General features: G+C 36.5%; 11 protein-coding genes. All 11 read left to right on the top strand.

What is annotated here, in order from left to right; translation table 11 throughout:
- Positions 1-13 precede the first annotated feature (13 nt).
- Positions 14-3,460, top strand: coding sequence for an isoleucine--tRNA ligase (gene ileS, locus CYTFE_RS0120880; RefSeq protein ID WP_027473413.1), 3,447 nt, complete (start codon positions 14-16; stop codon positions 3,458-3,460).
- Positions 3,461-3,476: 16 nt separating this feature from the next.
- Positions 3,477-3,854, top strand: a complete 378-nt coding sequence (locus CYTFE_RS0120885) for a TraR/DksA family transcriptional regulator (RefSeq protein ID WP_027473414.1) — start codon at positions 3,477-3,479, stop codon at positions 3,852-3,854.
- 70 nt (positions 3,855-3,924) lie between these two features.
- On the top strand, positions 3,925-4,527 hold the full coding sequence (locus CYTFE_RS0120890; RefSeq protein ID WP_044212175.1) for a lipoprotein signal peptidase: 603 nt from the start codon (positions 3,925-3,927) through the stop codon (positions 4,525-4,527).
- Positions 4,528-4,762: 235 nt separating this feature from the next.
- Positions 4,763-5,881, top strand: coding sequence for a non-hydrolyzing UDP-N-acetylglucosamine 2-epimerase (wecB, locus tag CYTFE_RS0120895; RefSeq protein ID WP_027473416.1), 1,119 nt, complete (start codon positions 4,763-4,765; stop codon positions 5,879-5,881).
- An 18-nt stretch (positions 5,882-5,899) separates the two neighbouring features.
- Positions 5,900-7,117: a UDP-N-acetyl-D-mannosamine dehydrogenase gene (wecC, locus tag CYTFE_RS0120900; RefSeq protein ID WP_027473417.1), complete on the top strand. Its 1,218-nt coding sequence runs from the start codon at positions 5,900-5,902 to the stop codon at positions 7,115-7,117.
- A gap of 50 nt (positions 7,118-7,167) precedes the next feature.
- Complete coding sequence (locus CYTFE_RS0120905) at positions 7,168-9,567, top strand: SLBB domain-containing protein (RefSeq protein ID WP_044262974.1); 2,400 nt, start codon at positions 7,168-7,170, stop codon at positions 9,565-9,567.
- A gap of 25 nt (positions 9,568-9,592) precedes the next feature.
- Positions 9,593-10,717 carry a Wzz/FepE/Etk N-terminal domain-containing protein gene (locus tag CYTFE_RS0120910; protein ID WP_027473419.1) on the top strand — a complete coding sequence of 375 codons (1,125 nt, stop codon included), beginning with the start codon at positions 9,593-9,595 and terminating at the stop codon, positions 10,715-10,717.
- 16 nt (positions 10,718-10,733) lie between these two features.
- The gene (locus CYTFE_RS0120915) at positions 10,734-12,140 is read left to right on the top strand and encodes a UDP-glucose 6-dehydrogenase (RefSeq protein ID WP_027473420.1); all 1,407 of its coding nucleotides are present in this window, start codon (positions 10,734-10,736) and stop codon (positions 12,138-12,140) included.
- Positions 12,141-12,158: 18 nt separating this feature from the next.
- Positions 12,159-13,403 carry an oligosaccharide flippase family protein gene (locus CYTFE_RS27510; protein ID WP_044262976.1) on the top strand — a complete coding sequence of 415 codons (1,245 nt, stop codon included), beginning with the start codon at positions 12,159-12,161 and terminating at the stop codon, positions 13,401-13,403.
- Positions 13,403-14,299 carry a glycosyltransferase gene (locus CYTFE_RS0120925; protein ID WP_027473421.1) on the top strand — a complete coding sequence of 299 codons (897 nt, stop codon included), beginning with the start codon at positions 13,403-13,405 and terminating at the stop codon, positions 14,297-14,299. Before CYTFE_RS27510 ends, CYTFE_RS0120925 begins: the two co-directional genes overlap by 1 nt.
- A gap of 130 nt (positions 14,300-14,429) precedes the next feature.
- A complete protein-coding gene (locus CYTFE_RS0120930) occupies positions 14,430-15,707 on the top strand; it encodes a hypothetical protein (protein WP_027473422.1) in 1,278 nt (425 codons plus the stop codon).
- The last annotated feature ends 34 nt before the right edge of the window (positions 15,708-15,741 follow it).

Below are 15,741 nucleotides of genomic sequence, written 5' to 3' on the forward strand. Positions count from 1 at the left end.
AGAATAATTGCAGATGAGTTCTAAGTTCAAAGAATACAAAGGATTAGATTTGTCCCAAGTAAATAGGGAAGTGTTAAAAAAGTGGGAAGAGAATGATACTTTCGAAAAGAGTATGACTACCCGAGCAGGTAATCCTACGTTTGTTTTTTACGAAGGACCTCCTTCTGCCAATGGACTTCCGGGTATTCACCATGTTATTTCTCGGTCTTTAAAAGATATTGTATGTAGATACAAAACACAACAAGGTTTTGAGGTGAAGCGTAAAGCCGGTTGGGATACGCATGGACTTCCTGTTGAATTGGGAGTGGAAAAATCTTTGGGGATTACCAAAGAAGATATTGGCAAGAAAATATCTGTCGCTGAATACAATGCTTCATGCAGAAAAGATGTGATGAAGTATACCGATAAGTGGGAGGATTTAACCCACAAAATGGGATATTGGGTAGATATGGAGCATCCATATATTACTTACGACAATAAATATATTGAAACATTATGGTACTTACTAAAAGAACTTTATAGTAAAGGTTATTTATACAAAGGTTTTACCATACAACCATATTCACCAGCTGCCGGAACCGGATTGAGTACGCATGAACTGAATCAACCTGGTTGTTATCGTGATGTTAAGGATACCACATGTACGGCACAATTTAAAGTGGTAAAAGATGAAAAGTCAGACTTTTTATTTGAAGGCGTAGATAGCGAGCTGTTTTTTCTTGCATGGACAACAACGCCATGGACCTTACCTTCAAATACAGCCTTGGCTGTGGGGCCTCAAGTGGTTTACCAAAAGGTAAAGACTTTTAATCCATATACAGGAAAGCCTATGGTGGTCATCTTGGCAAAAAAACTAGTCTCCGCTCATTTTAACCCTAAAAATGCGGATTTGTCATTGGATGATTATAAGCCAGGTGATAAGAAAATTCCATTTGAGATAATGGAAGAATATAGCGGAAAGCAGTTGGAAGGTGTTGTATATGAGCAATTGATTCCGTGGGTAAAACCCGATGGAGATGCTTTCCGGGTTATCTTGGGTGACTATGTAACCACCGAAGATGGTACCGGGGTGGTGCATATTGCACCTACTTTTGGGGCCGATGATGACCGGGTTGCCAAAATGGCGGGTATTGCACCATTAATATTAATAGATAAAGAGGGTAAACAAAACCCGATGGTGGATAAAACCGGTAAGTATTTCTTGTTAGAAGATTTGGATCCATCTTTTATGAAGGACTTTGTTCATGTAGAAAGCTATAAAGAATATGCAGGTCGTTATGTGAAAAACGATTATGATGAGCAACTAACCGAAAAAGATCCTACTCTGGATGTGGATATTTCTGTGATGTTGAAGCAGGAAAACAGAGCTTTTAAGGTGGAGAAGCATACACATAATTATCCCCATTGTTGGAGAACCGATAAACCCGTTCTCTACTATCCGTTGGACTCCTGGTTTATTAAAACAACTGCCGTTAAAGAGCGGATGATGGAGTTAAATAAGACCATTAACTGGAAGCCTGAATCCACTGGTACAGGTAGGTTTGGAAAGTGGTTGGAGAATTTGGTAGATTGGAATTTATCTCGTTCGAGATATTGGGGAACCCCCTTACCTATCTGGAGAACCGAAGATGGAAAAGTAGAAAAATGCATTGGCTCTATTGAGGAACTGACCCAGGAAATTGATAAAGCAATTGCTGCTGGTGTCATGGAAAAAAGTCCTTATGGTAGCTTTAAAGTAGGTGATTTTTCAAAAGAAAATTATGAACAAGTGGATCTTCATCGTCCTTTTGTAGATGATATTATTTTAGTATCGGATGATGGTGAAAAAATGTTTAGAGAGCCTGATCTGATTGATGTGTGGTTTGATTCCGGTGCTATGCCTTATGCACAAATGCATTATCCATTTGAAACCGAAGATAAGAATGGATCAGCCTTGGTATTTCCTGCCGATTTTATTGCAGAGGGAGTGGATCAAACCAGAGGATGGTTCTTTACTTTACATGCGCTGGGAACAATGCTCTTTGATTCAGTAGCCTTTAAGAATATCATTTCTAACGGATTGGTATTGGATAAAAAAGGTAACAAAATGTCCAAACGTCTGGGCAATGCGGTAGATCCTTTTGAGGTGATTGATAAGTTTGGATCTGATCCATTACGGTGGTATATGATCACCAACGCACAGCCATGGGATAACCTGAAGTTTGATGCCAATGGTATTGATGAAGTAAGACGTAAGTTCTTTGGTACATTGTACAATACTTATTCCTTCTTTGCGTTATATGCCAATGTGGATGGATTTACAGGACAAGAGGAGGAAGTACCGGTGGAAGATCGTCCTGAAATTGATAGGTGGATTATTTCTTTGCTCAATAGTCTGATTAAAGAAGTGACAGATAGCTTTGAGTCGTATGAGCCTACCAGGGCTGGAAGAGCAATACAACACTTTGTAACCGAGAATTTGAGTAACTGGTATGTGAGATTGAATAGAAAAAGATTTTGGGGTGGTGAATATTCTAAGGATAAGATAGCTGCTTACCAAACACTTTATACTTGTTTGGAAACAGTGAGTAGGTTGTCAGCACCCATAGCTCCTTTTTATATGGACCAACTGTATAATGACTTACTCTCTGTAAAAGATGAAGGATCATTTAATTCGGTACATTTGACTGTTTTCCCTAAACATGATGAAGATAGAATCCATCGTGCCTTGGAACAGAGAATGCTTTATGCGCAAAATATTTCGTCCATGGTTCTTGGACTTAGAAGAAAAGAAAGTATCAAAGTTCGCCAGCCACTTCAGAAGGTGATGATACCTATTTTAGATGTGGAGTTTCAAGAGCAGGTGGATAAGATTAAAGATTTGGTGCTTTCTGAGGTGAATGTTAAGGAGATGGAATTTCTCACAGATACATCTGGTGTATTGGTGAAAAAGATTAAACCAAACTTTAAGACCCTGGGGCCTAAGTATGGTAAAATGATGAAGCAGATAGCTGGATTTATCAACCAGATGGGGCAGGAAGAAATCGCGTTGATTGAGAAAGAGGAAAAAATAAGTACCCAAATTGATGGACAAACTGTAGAAATTTCAATAGAAGATGTTGAAATTATGTCGGAAGATATTCCCGGTTGGTTGGTAGCCAGTGAAGGAAAAATTACAGTGGCATTGGATATACATATTACAGAGGAACTAAAGCAAGAAGGAATTGCTAGAGAGTTTGTGAATAGAATTCAAAATTTGAGGAAGGATTCTGGTTTTGAAGTAACAGATAAAATAAATCTGAAAATTGAAAAAAATGATGCAATTAATCAAGCTGTAATCAACTATAAAGATTATATTGCATCGCAAACATTGGCTGAGGAGATAAATTTGGTTGATAAATGTAACGAATCCGATGCCAAACGCGTAGAGGTCGACAATGACGTTGAAACCTACATCTTTGTAACAAAAAATACGTTGTAATTCAAATTTAACTGTTATGGCTGAGAAGACCCGATATTCCGATGAGGAATTACAAGAATTTAAGCAAATTATAAATGCCAAGTTAAGTAAGGCAAAAAAAGATTATGAGTTATTGAGAAATACCATTACGCAAGGTGATGGAAATGATACTCAGGATACCTCTCCAACCTTTAAGGTTCTGGAAGAAGGGGCTGCTGTGCTTTCTAAAGAAGAGGCAGGTAAACTGGCGCAGCGTCAGCTGAAATTTATACAGCATTTACAAGCTGCTCTTGTACGCATTGAAAATAAAACATATGGCGTCTGTCGTGAAACCGGTAAGCTTATTTCTAAAGAAAGACTGAGAGCTGTTCCACATGCTACCCTAAGTATTGATGCCAAAAGAAATCAAAAGTAGATTGTAGTTTTAACCTAAAAATAAAGAGTGATCTCTCTAATGGAGAGGTCACTTTGTGTAAATATTTATTATGCTTTCAATATTAAAAAAGCCAGTCGTCATTGTGTTTTTGGTGCTTTTGGTGGATCAGGCTTTAAAGATTTGGGTGAAAACCCATATGATGCTGGGTGAGGAATTCAGCGTTTTTGGAGATTGGTTTATCATTCATTTTATTGAAAACAATGGAATGGCCTTTGGAATGGAATTGGCCGGTAAGTTTGGTAAAGTCATTCTCAGTGTATTTAGAATTGTAGCGGTTATTGGTATTGGTTATTACCTCTACCAACTCACCTTGAAAAAAGCCCCAACAGGTTTAATCATAAGTATATCGCTTGTGTTGGCCGGTGCAGTGGGTAATATTATCGATAGTGCTTTCTATGGATTGATTTTTAATGACAGCTACCCACAGGTGGCATCTTTATTTCCTGCTGAAGGTGGATATTCTACCTTTCTACATGGTAAAGTAGTGGATATGTTTTATTTTCCTCTATGGGAAGGTAATTTTCCGCAGTGGTTGCCTTTCTGGGGAGGGGAACATTTTTTATTTTTCAGACCGGTGTTTAATGTCGCCGACTCTGCCATTACCATTGGGATTGCCATTATTCTGTTGTTTCAGCGTAAATATTTTAAGTAGTAAGTGATTTGAATCGAAATATTTACGGGTATACTGTATTATTTCGATTTTTTTACATAATTTAAAGTCTTTGGGCTTTCTGTTTTTTAGCTGACATGTGGATTATGTGACTCAGGAGGCGAAGCGCACCTAATATTTTGTTAGTTTCGTTGTAAACAATCGTCTGTTAGTCAATATTTATCTAGTATGTGATTTTTTTAAATAATCTTGCCTTAAATTCCTAATTAAAATTTCCATGAAAAAAGTACTGATTGTATTTGGAACACGGCCGGAAGCTATTAAAATGGCTCCTGTTGTCAAAGAATTTAAAAAGAATGGGCAAGTTTTTGAAACCAAGGTGTGTGTGACTGCCCAACATCGTGAAATGTTGGATCAGGTGTTAAACTTTTTTGAAATTATGCCTGATTTCGACCTGGATTTAATGAAGCCCAACCAAAACTTATTTTCTTTAACGGGTGATATTATCAATGGGATGAAACCTATTTTGGAAGACTTTAAACCTGATTATGTGCTGGTTCATGGAGATACAACTACGTCCATATCCGTTGCCTTGGCTGCATTTTATGCAGGTGCTAAAGTAGGTCATGTGGAGGCTGGCTTGCGTACCTATAATAAGTTGGCTCCTTTTCCGGAGGAGATTAACAGGCAGTTGACTGGTCGTATTGCTGATTTTCATTTTGCTCCAACTACCCAATCTAAAGAAAATCTTTTAAGCGAGAAAACAGCGCCGAATTCTATTGTTGCGACGGGTAATACTGTCATTGATGCCCTCTTGGAAAGTGTCAATATTGTCAATGAAATTACAGATAACGCTCAGATCAACCAGTTGAAAGAAATCATCGATCCGTCTAAGAAATTGGTGGTGGTTACCGGCCACCGTAGAGAGAACCATGGACAAGGATTCCTGAATATTTGTAGTGCCCTTAGCGAGATTGCACGACGTGAGGATGTGCAAGTAATCTATCCTGTTCACTTGAACCCACATGTGCAAAAACCAGTTTATTCCATTTTAGGAGATAATCCGCATATTCATTTGATAGCCCCACTTCCATATGAAGCCTTTATTTGGTTGATGGATAAAGCTTATTTAATTGTAACAGATAGCGGTGGCGTGCAGGAGGAGGCACCTAGTTTAGGGAAACCGGTATTGGTGATGAGAGATACCACAGAAAGACCTGAAGCTGTGGAGGCCGGTACTGTTATACTGGTAGGAACAAATAAAGATAAGATAGTGAAAGAAGCTATCGATCTGATGGATAACAAAGATCGATATAAAAGGATGAGCCTTCTACATAACCCTTATGGTGACGGAAAAGCTTCCCAAAGGATTGTGGATTTTTTATCTAAAAACTAACTTAATAAACTATCTATTATGTGTAAAAATATTACAGTTTCAACTGTTGGACTTGGATATATTGGATTACCAACGAGTGCACTGATCGCTTCGAATGGGATTCAGGTAAATGGAACCGACATTAATACAAAGGTTGTAGAGACGATCAACAAAGGTGAAATACATATTATTGAACCGGAGTTAGAAAGTTATGTGTCGAAGGCTGTAAAAAAAGGTTTTTTGAGTGCTTCTACTGAGGTTCGTCCTGCAGATGTTTATTTGGTGGTTGTGCCAACTCCGTTTAAGGGAGGTAATCACGAGCCTGATATCTCGTTTGTGGAGGCCGCTACTAAAAATATAGTTCCTTTGTTGAAGGAGGGTGATTTATATATTATTGAATCTACCTCACCAGTTGGAACAACTGAAAAAATGGAGAAACTCATTTTTACAGAACGTCCGGAATTGAAAAATAAAATTTATCTGGCCTATTGTCCGGAAAGGGTTTTACCGGGTAATGTGATGTATGAATTAGTGCAGAATGACCGTGTGATTGGTGGGGTAAATGCTGAAAGCACCCAAAAAGCAAATGATTTTTATGCTTTGTTTGTGAAGGGAGAATTACATGCTACAAATGCACGCACAGCCGAGATGTGTAAGCTTACCGAGAACTCCAGTCGTGATGTACAAATTGCTTTTGCCAATGAGCTTTCTTTGATTTGTGATAAAGCGAATATCAATGTGTGGGAGCTGATTGAATTGGCCAATAAGCATCCGCGAGTAAATATATTGCAACCAGGGTGTGGAGTGGGAGGACATTGCATTGCCGTAGATCCCTATTTTATTGTGTCTGATTATCCTCGTGAAGCACAAATGATAGGAAAAGCACGCGAGACCAATAATTATAAATCCTTTTGGGTAGCTGAAAAAATTCAGAATTCCAAATTGGCGTTCGAGCTTAAAAATGGAAATACACCTTCTATTGCGATCATGGGGCTGGCTTTTAAACCAAATATCGATGACCTGCGTGAATCTCCGGCCAAATATATTGCACAAAGGGTGTTGCAGAGTACCAATGACGAAGTGGTGTATTTTGTAGAACCCAATATTGAAGAACATGGGGTTTTTAAATTAACGGACTACAAGGAAGCGGTAGAGAAAGCAGATATTATTGCCTTTTTGGTGGCTCATGACGAATTTAAAGATTTGTCAATAGCGCAGGATAAAGTTGTGCTCGATTTTTGTGGGGTGAGGAAATGAGCAAAGAGTTTTATTGTTTTTAATACAACATATTAGAATTAGGAGTTTTCATGAGAAGTAAATTATTGCTGTTATCATTGTGTATTGTACTCACATTCGTAAGTAATGTTCAATCACAAAGTGTAGATCCGACTAAAGTGGATGTGGCTAGCCTCAGTGCAGCAGAGATACAGAAGTTAATGACAGAAATGAATAAGCGCGGGATGTCCGAATCGGAAGCCATTGCACTGGCGCGTGCCAGGGGGATGTCCGAATCTCAGATCAGCTTGTTGAAACAGCGAATCGCAGAGGTAAAGATGAGTGGTGCCGATTCAGGGCACGAATCTATGGGTACTAACGTAGATTTGTCTTATTCGGTGGAGTCTCTGAGTGAAAAAGCAGAACTGGATTCTAGTTTAGTGGATAAGAGAATATTTGGCTTCTCCTTTTTTAATAATGATAAATTGACCTTTGAACCCAATGTGAATAGTGCTGTTTCTCCTTCTTATGTATTAGGCAGTGGCGACGAGGTTTCTATTGATGTGTGGGGTGCCTCCCAACAGAGCTATCAGTTAGAAGTTGATCGGAATGGGAATATTAATATTCCTAATGTTGGCTTAATCGCTGTTGGAGGTCTTACTCTTCAGGAAGCATCAAAAAAAATTAAAAGTAAGTTGGTGTTGATTTATCGCGATCTTTCTGCGCAAACACCCAGAACCTTTGCGAGTGTAAACTTAGGACAGATACGAAATATTACAGTGAATGTTATCGGTGAAGCTTTTCTTCCAGGAACCTATACTGTTTCGGGAGCTTCTAGCGTTTTTAACGCCTTGTATCTGGCAGGAGGACCCAACTTGTCCGGCTCTTTCAGAGAAATAAAAGTACTGCGGGACGGTAAAGTGAAAGCCGTATTGGATGTATACGACTATCTGGTTAATGGAAACTCAGATGTGAATATGAGTTTGAGAGATGGTGATGTGATTTTGATTTCTCCTTATTTGAATAGAGTGGTTTTGGAAGGGGAAATTAAACGTCCTGGTATTTTTGAAGCTAAAGATGATGAAACGGTCGGAGATATGGTTGAGTTTGCTGGGGGGTTTACCGATAATGCCTATACGCATCGTCTTCAACTATACAGAAAAACAGGTCGCGATCGGTTATTTAAAGATGTATTAAATGAGGATCTGTTTGATACACCATTATCTAATGGAGATAGTATTAGAGTGGGTAAGATAATAGATCGTTTCCAGAATTTGGTTAGCATAAAGGGTGCGGTATACCGTCCGGGTGATTATGAGCTAACTGAAGGGCTGAGGTTATCGGAACTAATTCGTAAAGCCGATGGACTGAGGGAAGATGCTAGTATGGAACGTGGTATTATCACAAGAGTAAAAGATGATTTTAGCCTGCAAAGCATCGCTTTTAGTGTAAACGATGTGATGACAGGAGAAACGGATGTTGAATTAAAGAAAGAAGATGAAATTAGTATTTCTTCGATTCATGATCTGCGAGAATATAGAACAGTTCAAGTATATGGCGAAGTTCAGAACAGTGGAACCTATGATTATAAAGAAGGGATGACTGTTGAAGATCTGATTTATGAAGCCGGAGGATTTTTGGAATCGGCTTCTGATTCTTATATTGAGGTAGCCAGGCGTTTAAGTGTGGTAGAAGGGGCCGAGATTAGTGAAAAGTTAACGCATGTTTTTAAGAAAGCGGTGCCACGTAATTTGGAATTGAAAAATACAGACGCCTCCTTTGAGTTACAACCTTACGATCAAGTCTTCATACGCCAGTTACCTGGCTTTTCAGAAACAGCTGTTGTTAAAGTTACTGGTGAAGTGGCGTATGCCGGGGAATATGCACTTTCTTCAAAGTCAGAAAGATTAACGCAATTGATTACGCGTGCGGGAGGTCTTAAGCCGGATGCCTATCCGGAGGGTGCCATGTTAACCAGAAAGGTGGAGATTACAGAAAAGCAAAAGAGGCTGCGTGCCGAATTGTTGGAGAGGGACAGTACATTGCAATTTTCTGATTTGAATTTTGAAATTGTTGCAGTGAGTCTTGAAAAAGCACTGAGTATGCCAGGCTGTCGGGATGATGTATTTTTAAAGGGTGGAGACGAGATTTATATTCCTCGACAAATGCCAATGGTTAAAATATCAGGAGAGGTCTTGAATCCCATATCTTCTAACTTTATAAAAGGAAAAACTTTAAAATCATATGTTTGGGATGGTGGCGGTTTTGGCTTACAGGCCAAAAAGGGAAAGGTATATGTTGTTTATCCCAATGGCTCTGCCTCAGGAACAAAAAGATTTTTCTTTTTTAAAAATTATCCAAAAATAACACCCGGCTGTGAGATCGTAGTTCCTGCTAAACCATACAGAGAGCCTTTACCTGCTTCAGCATGGATAGCAATGGCCAGTGCATTGGCCTCTCTAGGTGTAGTGGTTTCCAATATTCAGTTTTAAGGATCTTATTTATTTTTTGTAGTACATGACAAATCAAGATAGTAAAGAAGAAAAAAAGCATCAGATAATTAAAGATGATGAAATAGATTTAATAGCGCTGATAAAAACCATTTGGGATGGTCGTAAAACCATTTATTATTCAGTAGCAGTTTGTGTATTTATAGGTTTATTAATAGCTTTTTTAAGTCCTGCTAAATATACAGCATCAGCTACCTTATTGCCGTCTTCCAATAAGCAGGGTAGTAATTTAGGTGGTTTAAGTGCTCTGGCTGGCATGGCTGGTGTGAATTTGAATTCCATGATGGGACAGTCCGAAGGTATTCCTCCCGAAATTTATCCGGAAATTGTGAATAGTTATCCTTTTTTAAATGAGTTTATTCATGAAAAATTTCATTTTGAGAAGTATGCGGAGCCTATTTCTATTTATGACTATGTAATGGCGGATACGATTCCTTCAATTGGGGCGAAGATTGCTCAATATACGATTCGATTACCTTGGACCATGAAAGATGCGTTTTCTTCAGGAAAGGAAGAGGACGAAAGATTTAATAGTGTTGATTATGGAGTATTAAATTTAACGGAAGAGAAACAAAATGCCTTGTCTGTAGTGTTTCAACTTTTTGAAATAGATGTAGATGCAAAAACTGGTTTGGTTCGCATTTCAATGGAAGAGCGAGAACCTATTTTGGTAACCCAATATGTACAGAAATGTATTGAATTGTTACAGAAGTATATTATCAATTATAAAACGCAACAGGTACGTGAAAATCTGGATTTTGTACAGGCTCGATTTGATGAAAAAAAAGCGGCGTATGAGGAAGCACAACGAAATTACTTTAATTATAAGGATAGTCACCGAAATGCTGTTTCGGAACGCGTAGATATGGAATTTCAACGATTAAGCGATGCCTACGATATGGCCTCTACGGTATATAAAAGCCTAGCCCAGCAATTAGAGCAAGCTAAAATAGCAGTTAAAGAGGAAACACCTGTGTTTACCATATTGGAACCTGCTAAAGTGCCTATGGAAAAAAGTGCACCCAATAAAAAGTTAATTCTAATTGTAAGTGTGTTTTTGGGAGGATTTATTGGTCTGGGTATTATTTTGGGAAAGATCGTTTGGGGAAATCTGATTACGAATTTCGATTAATAAAAGTATATTATAAATGAATATTCCTAAAAAAATTAAAAATATATGTTGCATTGGAGCAGGCTATGTTGGTGGTCCAACTATGGCTGTTATAGCGCAAAAATGTCCTGAGATAAAGGTAACAGTTGTAGATATTAATGAACAACGAATAGCTGCCTGGAATGATAAGATTCTGGATAATCTACCTATTTATGAACCCGGATTAAGTGAGGTTGTAAAAGAAGCTAGGGGACGTAACTTGTTTTTTTCAACAGATGTAGATAAAGCTATCGTTGAGGCTGAAATGGTTTTTATTTCGGTGAATACGCCAACTAAAACATACGGAGTTGGTAAAGGTATGGCGGCTGATTTAAAGTATGTTGAACTTTGTGCCAGGCAGATAGCAAAGGTATCTACTTCTGATAAAATTGTGGTAGAGAAATCCACATTGCCTGTGCGGACAGCTCAGTCCATAAAAACTATTTTAGATGCAGAGGGAAAAGATATTCAATTTAAGGTGCTTTCTAATCCCGAGTTTTTAGCTGAAGGTACAGCCATTGAAGATTTGCACCATGCAGATCGTGTTTTAATTGGGGGAGATCAGGATGTAGACGGGCTAAAAGCGATTCAATGTTTAGTGGAAATTTATGCACACTGGTTAACTAAGGAACGTATTCTTACAACCAATGTATGGTCTTCTGAATTATCCAAGTTAACCGCCAATGCATTTCTAGCTCAACGAGTATCATCCATTAATGCTATTTCAGCACTTTGCGAACATACAGGGGCTAATGTAGATGAAATAGCGAATGCTATTGGTGCAGATAGCCGGATAGGTTCAAAATTTTTAAAAGCATCCGTAGGTTTTGGAGGTTCTTGTTTTCAGAAAGATATTTTAAATCTTGTTTACATTGCGCGTTCATACGGATTAGAAGAAGTAGCAGATTACTGGAATCAGGTAATCATTCTTAATGATTATCAAAAACGGCGTTTTGCAGAGACGGTTGTTAATACTCTTTTTAATACAATTTCAGGTAAAAAAATTGCCGTGTTAGGATGGGCCTTTAAAAAAGATACGAATGACACTAGGGAGTCAGCTGCTATTTATGTAGCAGATTACTTGCTGAATGAACAAGCAGAATTGATGGTTTATGATCCCAAAGTTAAACCCGAGCAAATATATGCAGATTTAGATTATTTAAATACTCGTTCTGAGGAAGAAAATAGACGCTTGCTTACTGTAGTAACAAATCCATATGAAGCGATGGATGATGCACATGCGGTAACGATATTAACTGAATGGGATGAGTTTAAGAATTATGATTGGAAGAAAGTTTATAGAGGAATGAAGAAGCCTGCGTTTGTGTTTGATGGGAGAAATGTATTAGAAAACGAATTGTTAAAATCGATTGGCTTCTTAACCTTTAATCTAGGACGTTCTTAGATTAAATTTATTGACCGAATGAAAGAAATAATTCATAAATACAAGACCGTTATTGCGAATTTTTCGTATCTAACTTTATTGCAAATAATCAATATTATTCTTCCTTTAGTAACTTATCCAATTTTAATATCTAGGCTGGGATCTGAGGTTTTTGGGTTGGTGATATTCGCCCAGACAGTTGTGATTTATTTTAGTGTATTAATAAATTTTGGTTTTGGTATTTCTGCAACAAAAGCAATTGCTAATGCAAAATATGATAAAAGAAAGATAAATGAAATTGTATCTGCGGTTTATATATTAAAAGCCTTCTTGTTTGTTGCCAGTTTTGTGATCTATATTATATTGCTTTTTACTGTAGAGGTATTCTATAATCACATGTTCCTTTTTTTTATTAGCTTTTTTGCAACATTGTTTGAATTTCTTTTTCCGCAGTGGTATTTTCAGGGGGTTGAAAGAATGAGATACATCACTATTTTGGGGGTTTGTTCAAAAGTATTGTTTACCTTATTAATTTTTATCTTTGTGAAGAACAGTAGCGATTATGTTCTAGTACCACTATTTAATGTTATTGGGTTTTTAGTTATTGGCGTATGGTCCCTTTATATTCTTGTTAGGAAGGAGTGCATTACTTTTAGAAGGCTGCCTTTACATGTGTTAAAAGTGTATTTATACGATAGTTGGCCGTTGTTTCTATCAGCTGCGTCAATTCAGTTATATGTAAATGCTAACAAATTAATTATTGGTTCTTTTTTAGGTATGAGAGATGTTGCTATTTATGATCTTGGCGAAAAAGTACTTAAACTTTTAAAAGTTCCTATAAGAATGATTGGACAGGCTTCCTTTCCTTCGCTAGCAAGGAATAAATCAATTAATGAAATAAATAGATACCTTTTAGTTGCAATGGCTTTGATTATGTTTTGCTTGTCGCTTGTTAATATATTTTCTAAGGATATAATTTTATTACTAGCAGGTCCTAATTTACTTGATGCTGAAATAATTGTTAGGCTTTTGACATTTTCTACAATTTTTATTGTAATTAGTCAGTTTATGGGGAATAGTAGGATGATAATTTTTGGATTTCACAAACAATACTCATTAGTGATTTCAATATCTGTACTTTACTTTATCGTTAGTACTTTTTTGTTATTTATAATAAACAAACTTGGCTTGGTGGCACTTACTTTGAATTCAATTTTTGTAGAAGTTATAGGAGCTTTCCTTATGGTTTTGTTTTGTTACAGAAAAAAAATACTTTTTAGCTGATGATATATTCATTTATAATACTACATTATCAGGCATTTGAAGATACAATAGAATGTGTGGATTCAATTTTTAATAATATAAAAAGGGATGATTACAATATAATAATTGTTGACAATAAGTCCCCCAACGATAGTGGTAAGATTCTGCAAAAAAAATACAATGGTCACCCAAAAGTGAAAATTATAGAACTTGATAAAAATATAGGTTTTGCAAATGGCAACAATATAGGGTGTGAATATGCCTATAAAACTTATAATTCGGATTTTTATATAGTGATTAATAATGATACCATTATCGAAGATAGATTATTTGTAGATAAAATTATAGATATATATAAGGAAACACATTTTGATGTATTAGGACCATGTATTTGGTCTATTGTAGATGAAGTTGATCAAAATCCTGTACCTTATCCTACTGATTCATTAAAAAAAAGCTTTAAAGCCCTTTTATATAATATAGCATTATTCGTTTTAAATTTTGTCAATAAAGACACAGCTCTAATAAGATTTGTTGATGGTAAGAGGAGTAAAAGGACAAAAAACAATACAGTTCTTGGAGGTAGAACCGAAAGTGAAAAAGGTATTAAACTGCATGGAGCAGCTGTTATTTTTTCAAATAAGTACTATAGCAAATATAAAAGTGCTTTTGATCCTAGAACTTTTATGTATTGCGAAGAAGATATTCTATACTCTAGAATTAAAAATGATAAGCTAGTTTCGATATATAATTCTACGCTAAAGATATTACACAAAGAAGATGTTGCTTCAAACGCAGTGATGTCAAACGGTCAGCTCCGAAGAAGATTTAAATTTAAACATTCAATATGGTCTTCGTTTGTCTTGCTTAGAATATATATGCATAGTTGGTTTAGGTCCTTGCGTTCTCGTTATTAGCGAGTTATTTGGCGGGTGGGTGTTTGTAATTTGCAAATATATTGTAGGCCGTAAATCTTAATGATAACATTTTTCATATTTTTGTTGTTCCTCCAAGGAACTCCAATAATTTAACTGAATTAGAACCGCAATGTTAGCTTTGCTCAAGACGAATTTTAAAATTAGTACAATTGATATTGTTTACTGGGGTATTGTCTATTGCTTTATTCTATATGCTTTTGAGGGGCCAATTAGGTTCTATTCTGATAAGGTGAGTTTTAGAGAGTTCATATATACAAAAGATATTGTTTTGCTAGCTCTAGGTACTTTACTAGTATTTAGAGTAGATGATAGAGTTTTAACAAGTAGAATAGTAGTTATTTACATATATGTGATGTCTCTATTCGGGCTTGTTGCATTGTTAAATGGACTTCCGATTAAACAAGTTTTTCTTGCTTATAAAATATATTTAATTCTTTTTGTTGGGATTCAAAGTTATCGGCTACTTCCAGAGTTGGGGCCTCGTTTGTTAAAAGCTATGAATTGCCTGGCATTATTTAGCTGCCTTGGCTTAATTATTAATATGTTTTGTAGTTTTCCATGGGAAGGGGTCGATATGTCTATTGGTAATATTATAGTTGATACTTCAAGAACCGCATATGCAGCTGGAGGATTTAAAAGAGTGGCTGGTTTTGGGCGCAATTGGTCTAATCCTGCATATTTTGCTTTAATTGCAACTGTTTTAAATTATAGCTATATTAAACATATTAAATTTCGTCATATTATTTTAGTTCTTGTCTTTTTTATTGGAATATTGATTTCGACAAACAAAGGGGCCATTATTACTTTTCTAATAATTTCATTTTTTGCTGTGATAATTCGGAAGGTGCCATCTTATATATTGAAAATAGTAATGTTGGCCACTCTGCTAATAGTAATAGCATTGCCATTACTTAGTTGGAATGAAGTATTAAATGTAGATTATTCATCCTTAGTGTCACGAATTATTTTTTCTTCTTTTAAAGCAAGAGTTGAAGATGTGTGGCCTCAAGCGCTGATATTAATTAAAGAACATGGTAGTTTAATATTTGGTAGAGGAATAGGCGGTATTGGAGCACCTCAACTTATCTTCGAACCCAGTATCTACCATCCGGCAGATAATCTGTTTATATATCTTTATGGTCTCTTTGGTGTTTTTTCTTGTGTAATTTTCGCTTATTTAGGTGTAAAAATTATGGTGCTATCAATAAAGGATAGTAGAGACACCATATTTGTGGCCTATCTTATTTTATCTTTTTTAGGAATTGGAGTTATTGGTTCAGCGCTTGAGAATGGTATCTTGAATTTCTTTTTTGGTATTATGTTAGCGTCATTGTATTCTCAGAAAATTAAGTTTATATCTAGCAGTGTGTCGGACTTACCAAGTTAAGCTCTTAGAATCGTGTAAGCGTGGCGCGGAAAAA

The organism is Saccharicrinis fermentans DSM 9555 = JCM 21142 (assembly GCF_000517085.1).
In the GTDB taxonomy this organism is placed as follows: domain Bacteria; phylum Bacteroidota; class Bacteroidia; order Bacteroidales; family Marinilabiliaceae; genus Saccharicrinis; species Saccharicrinis fermentans.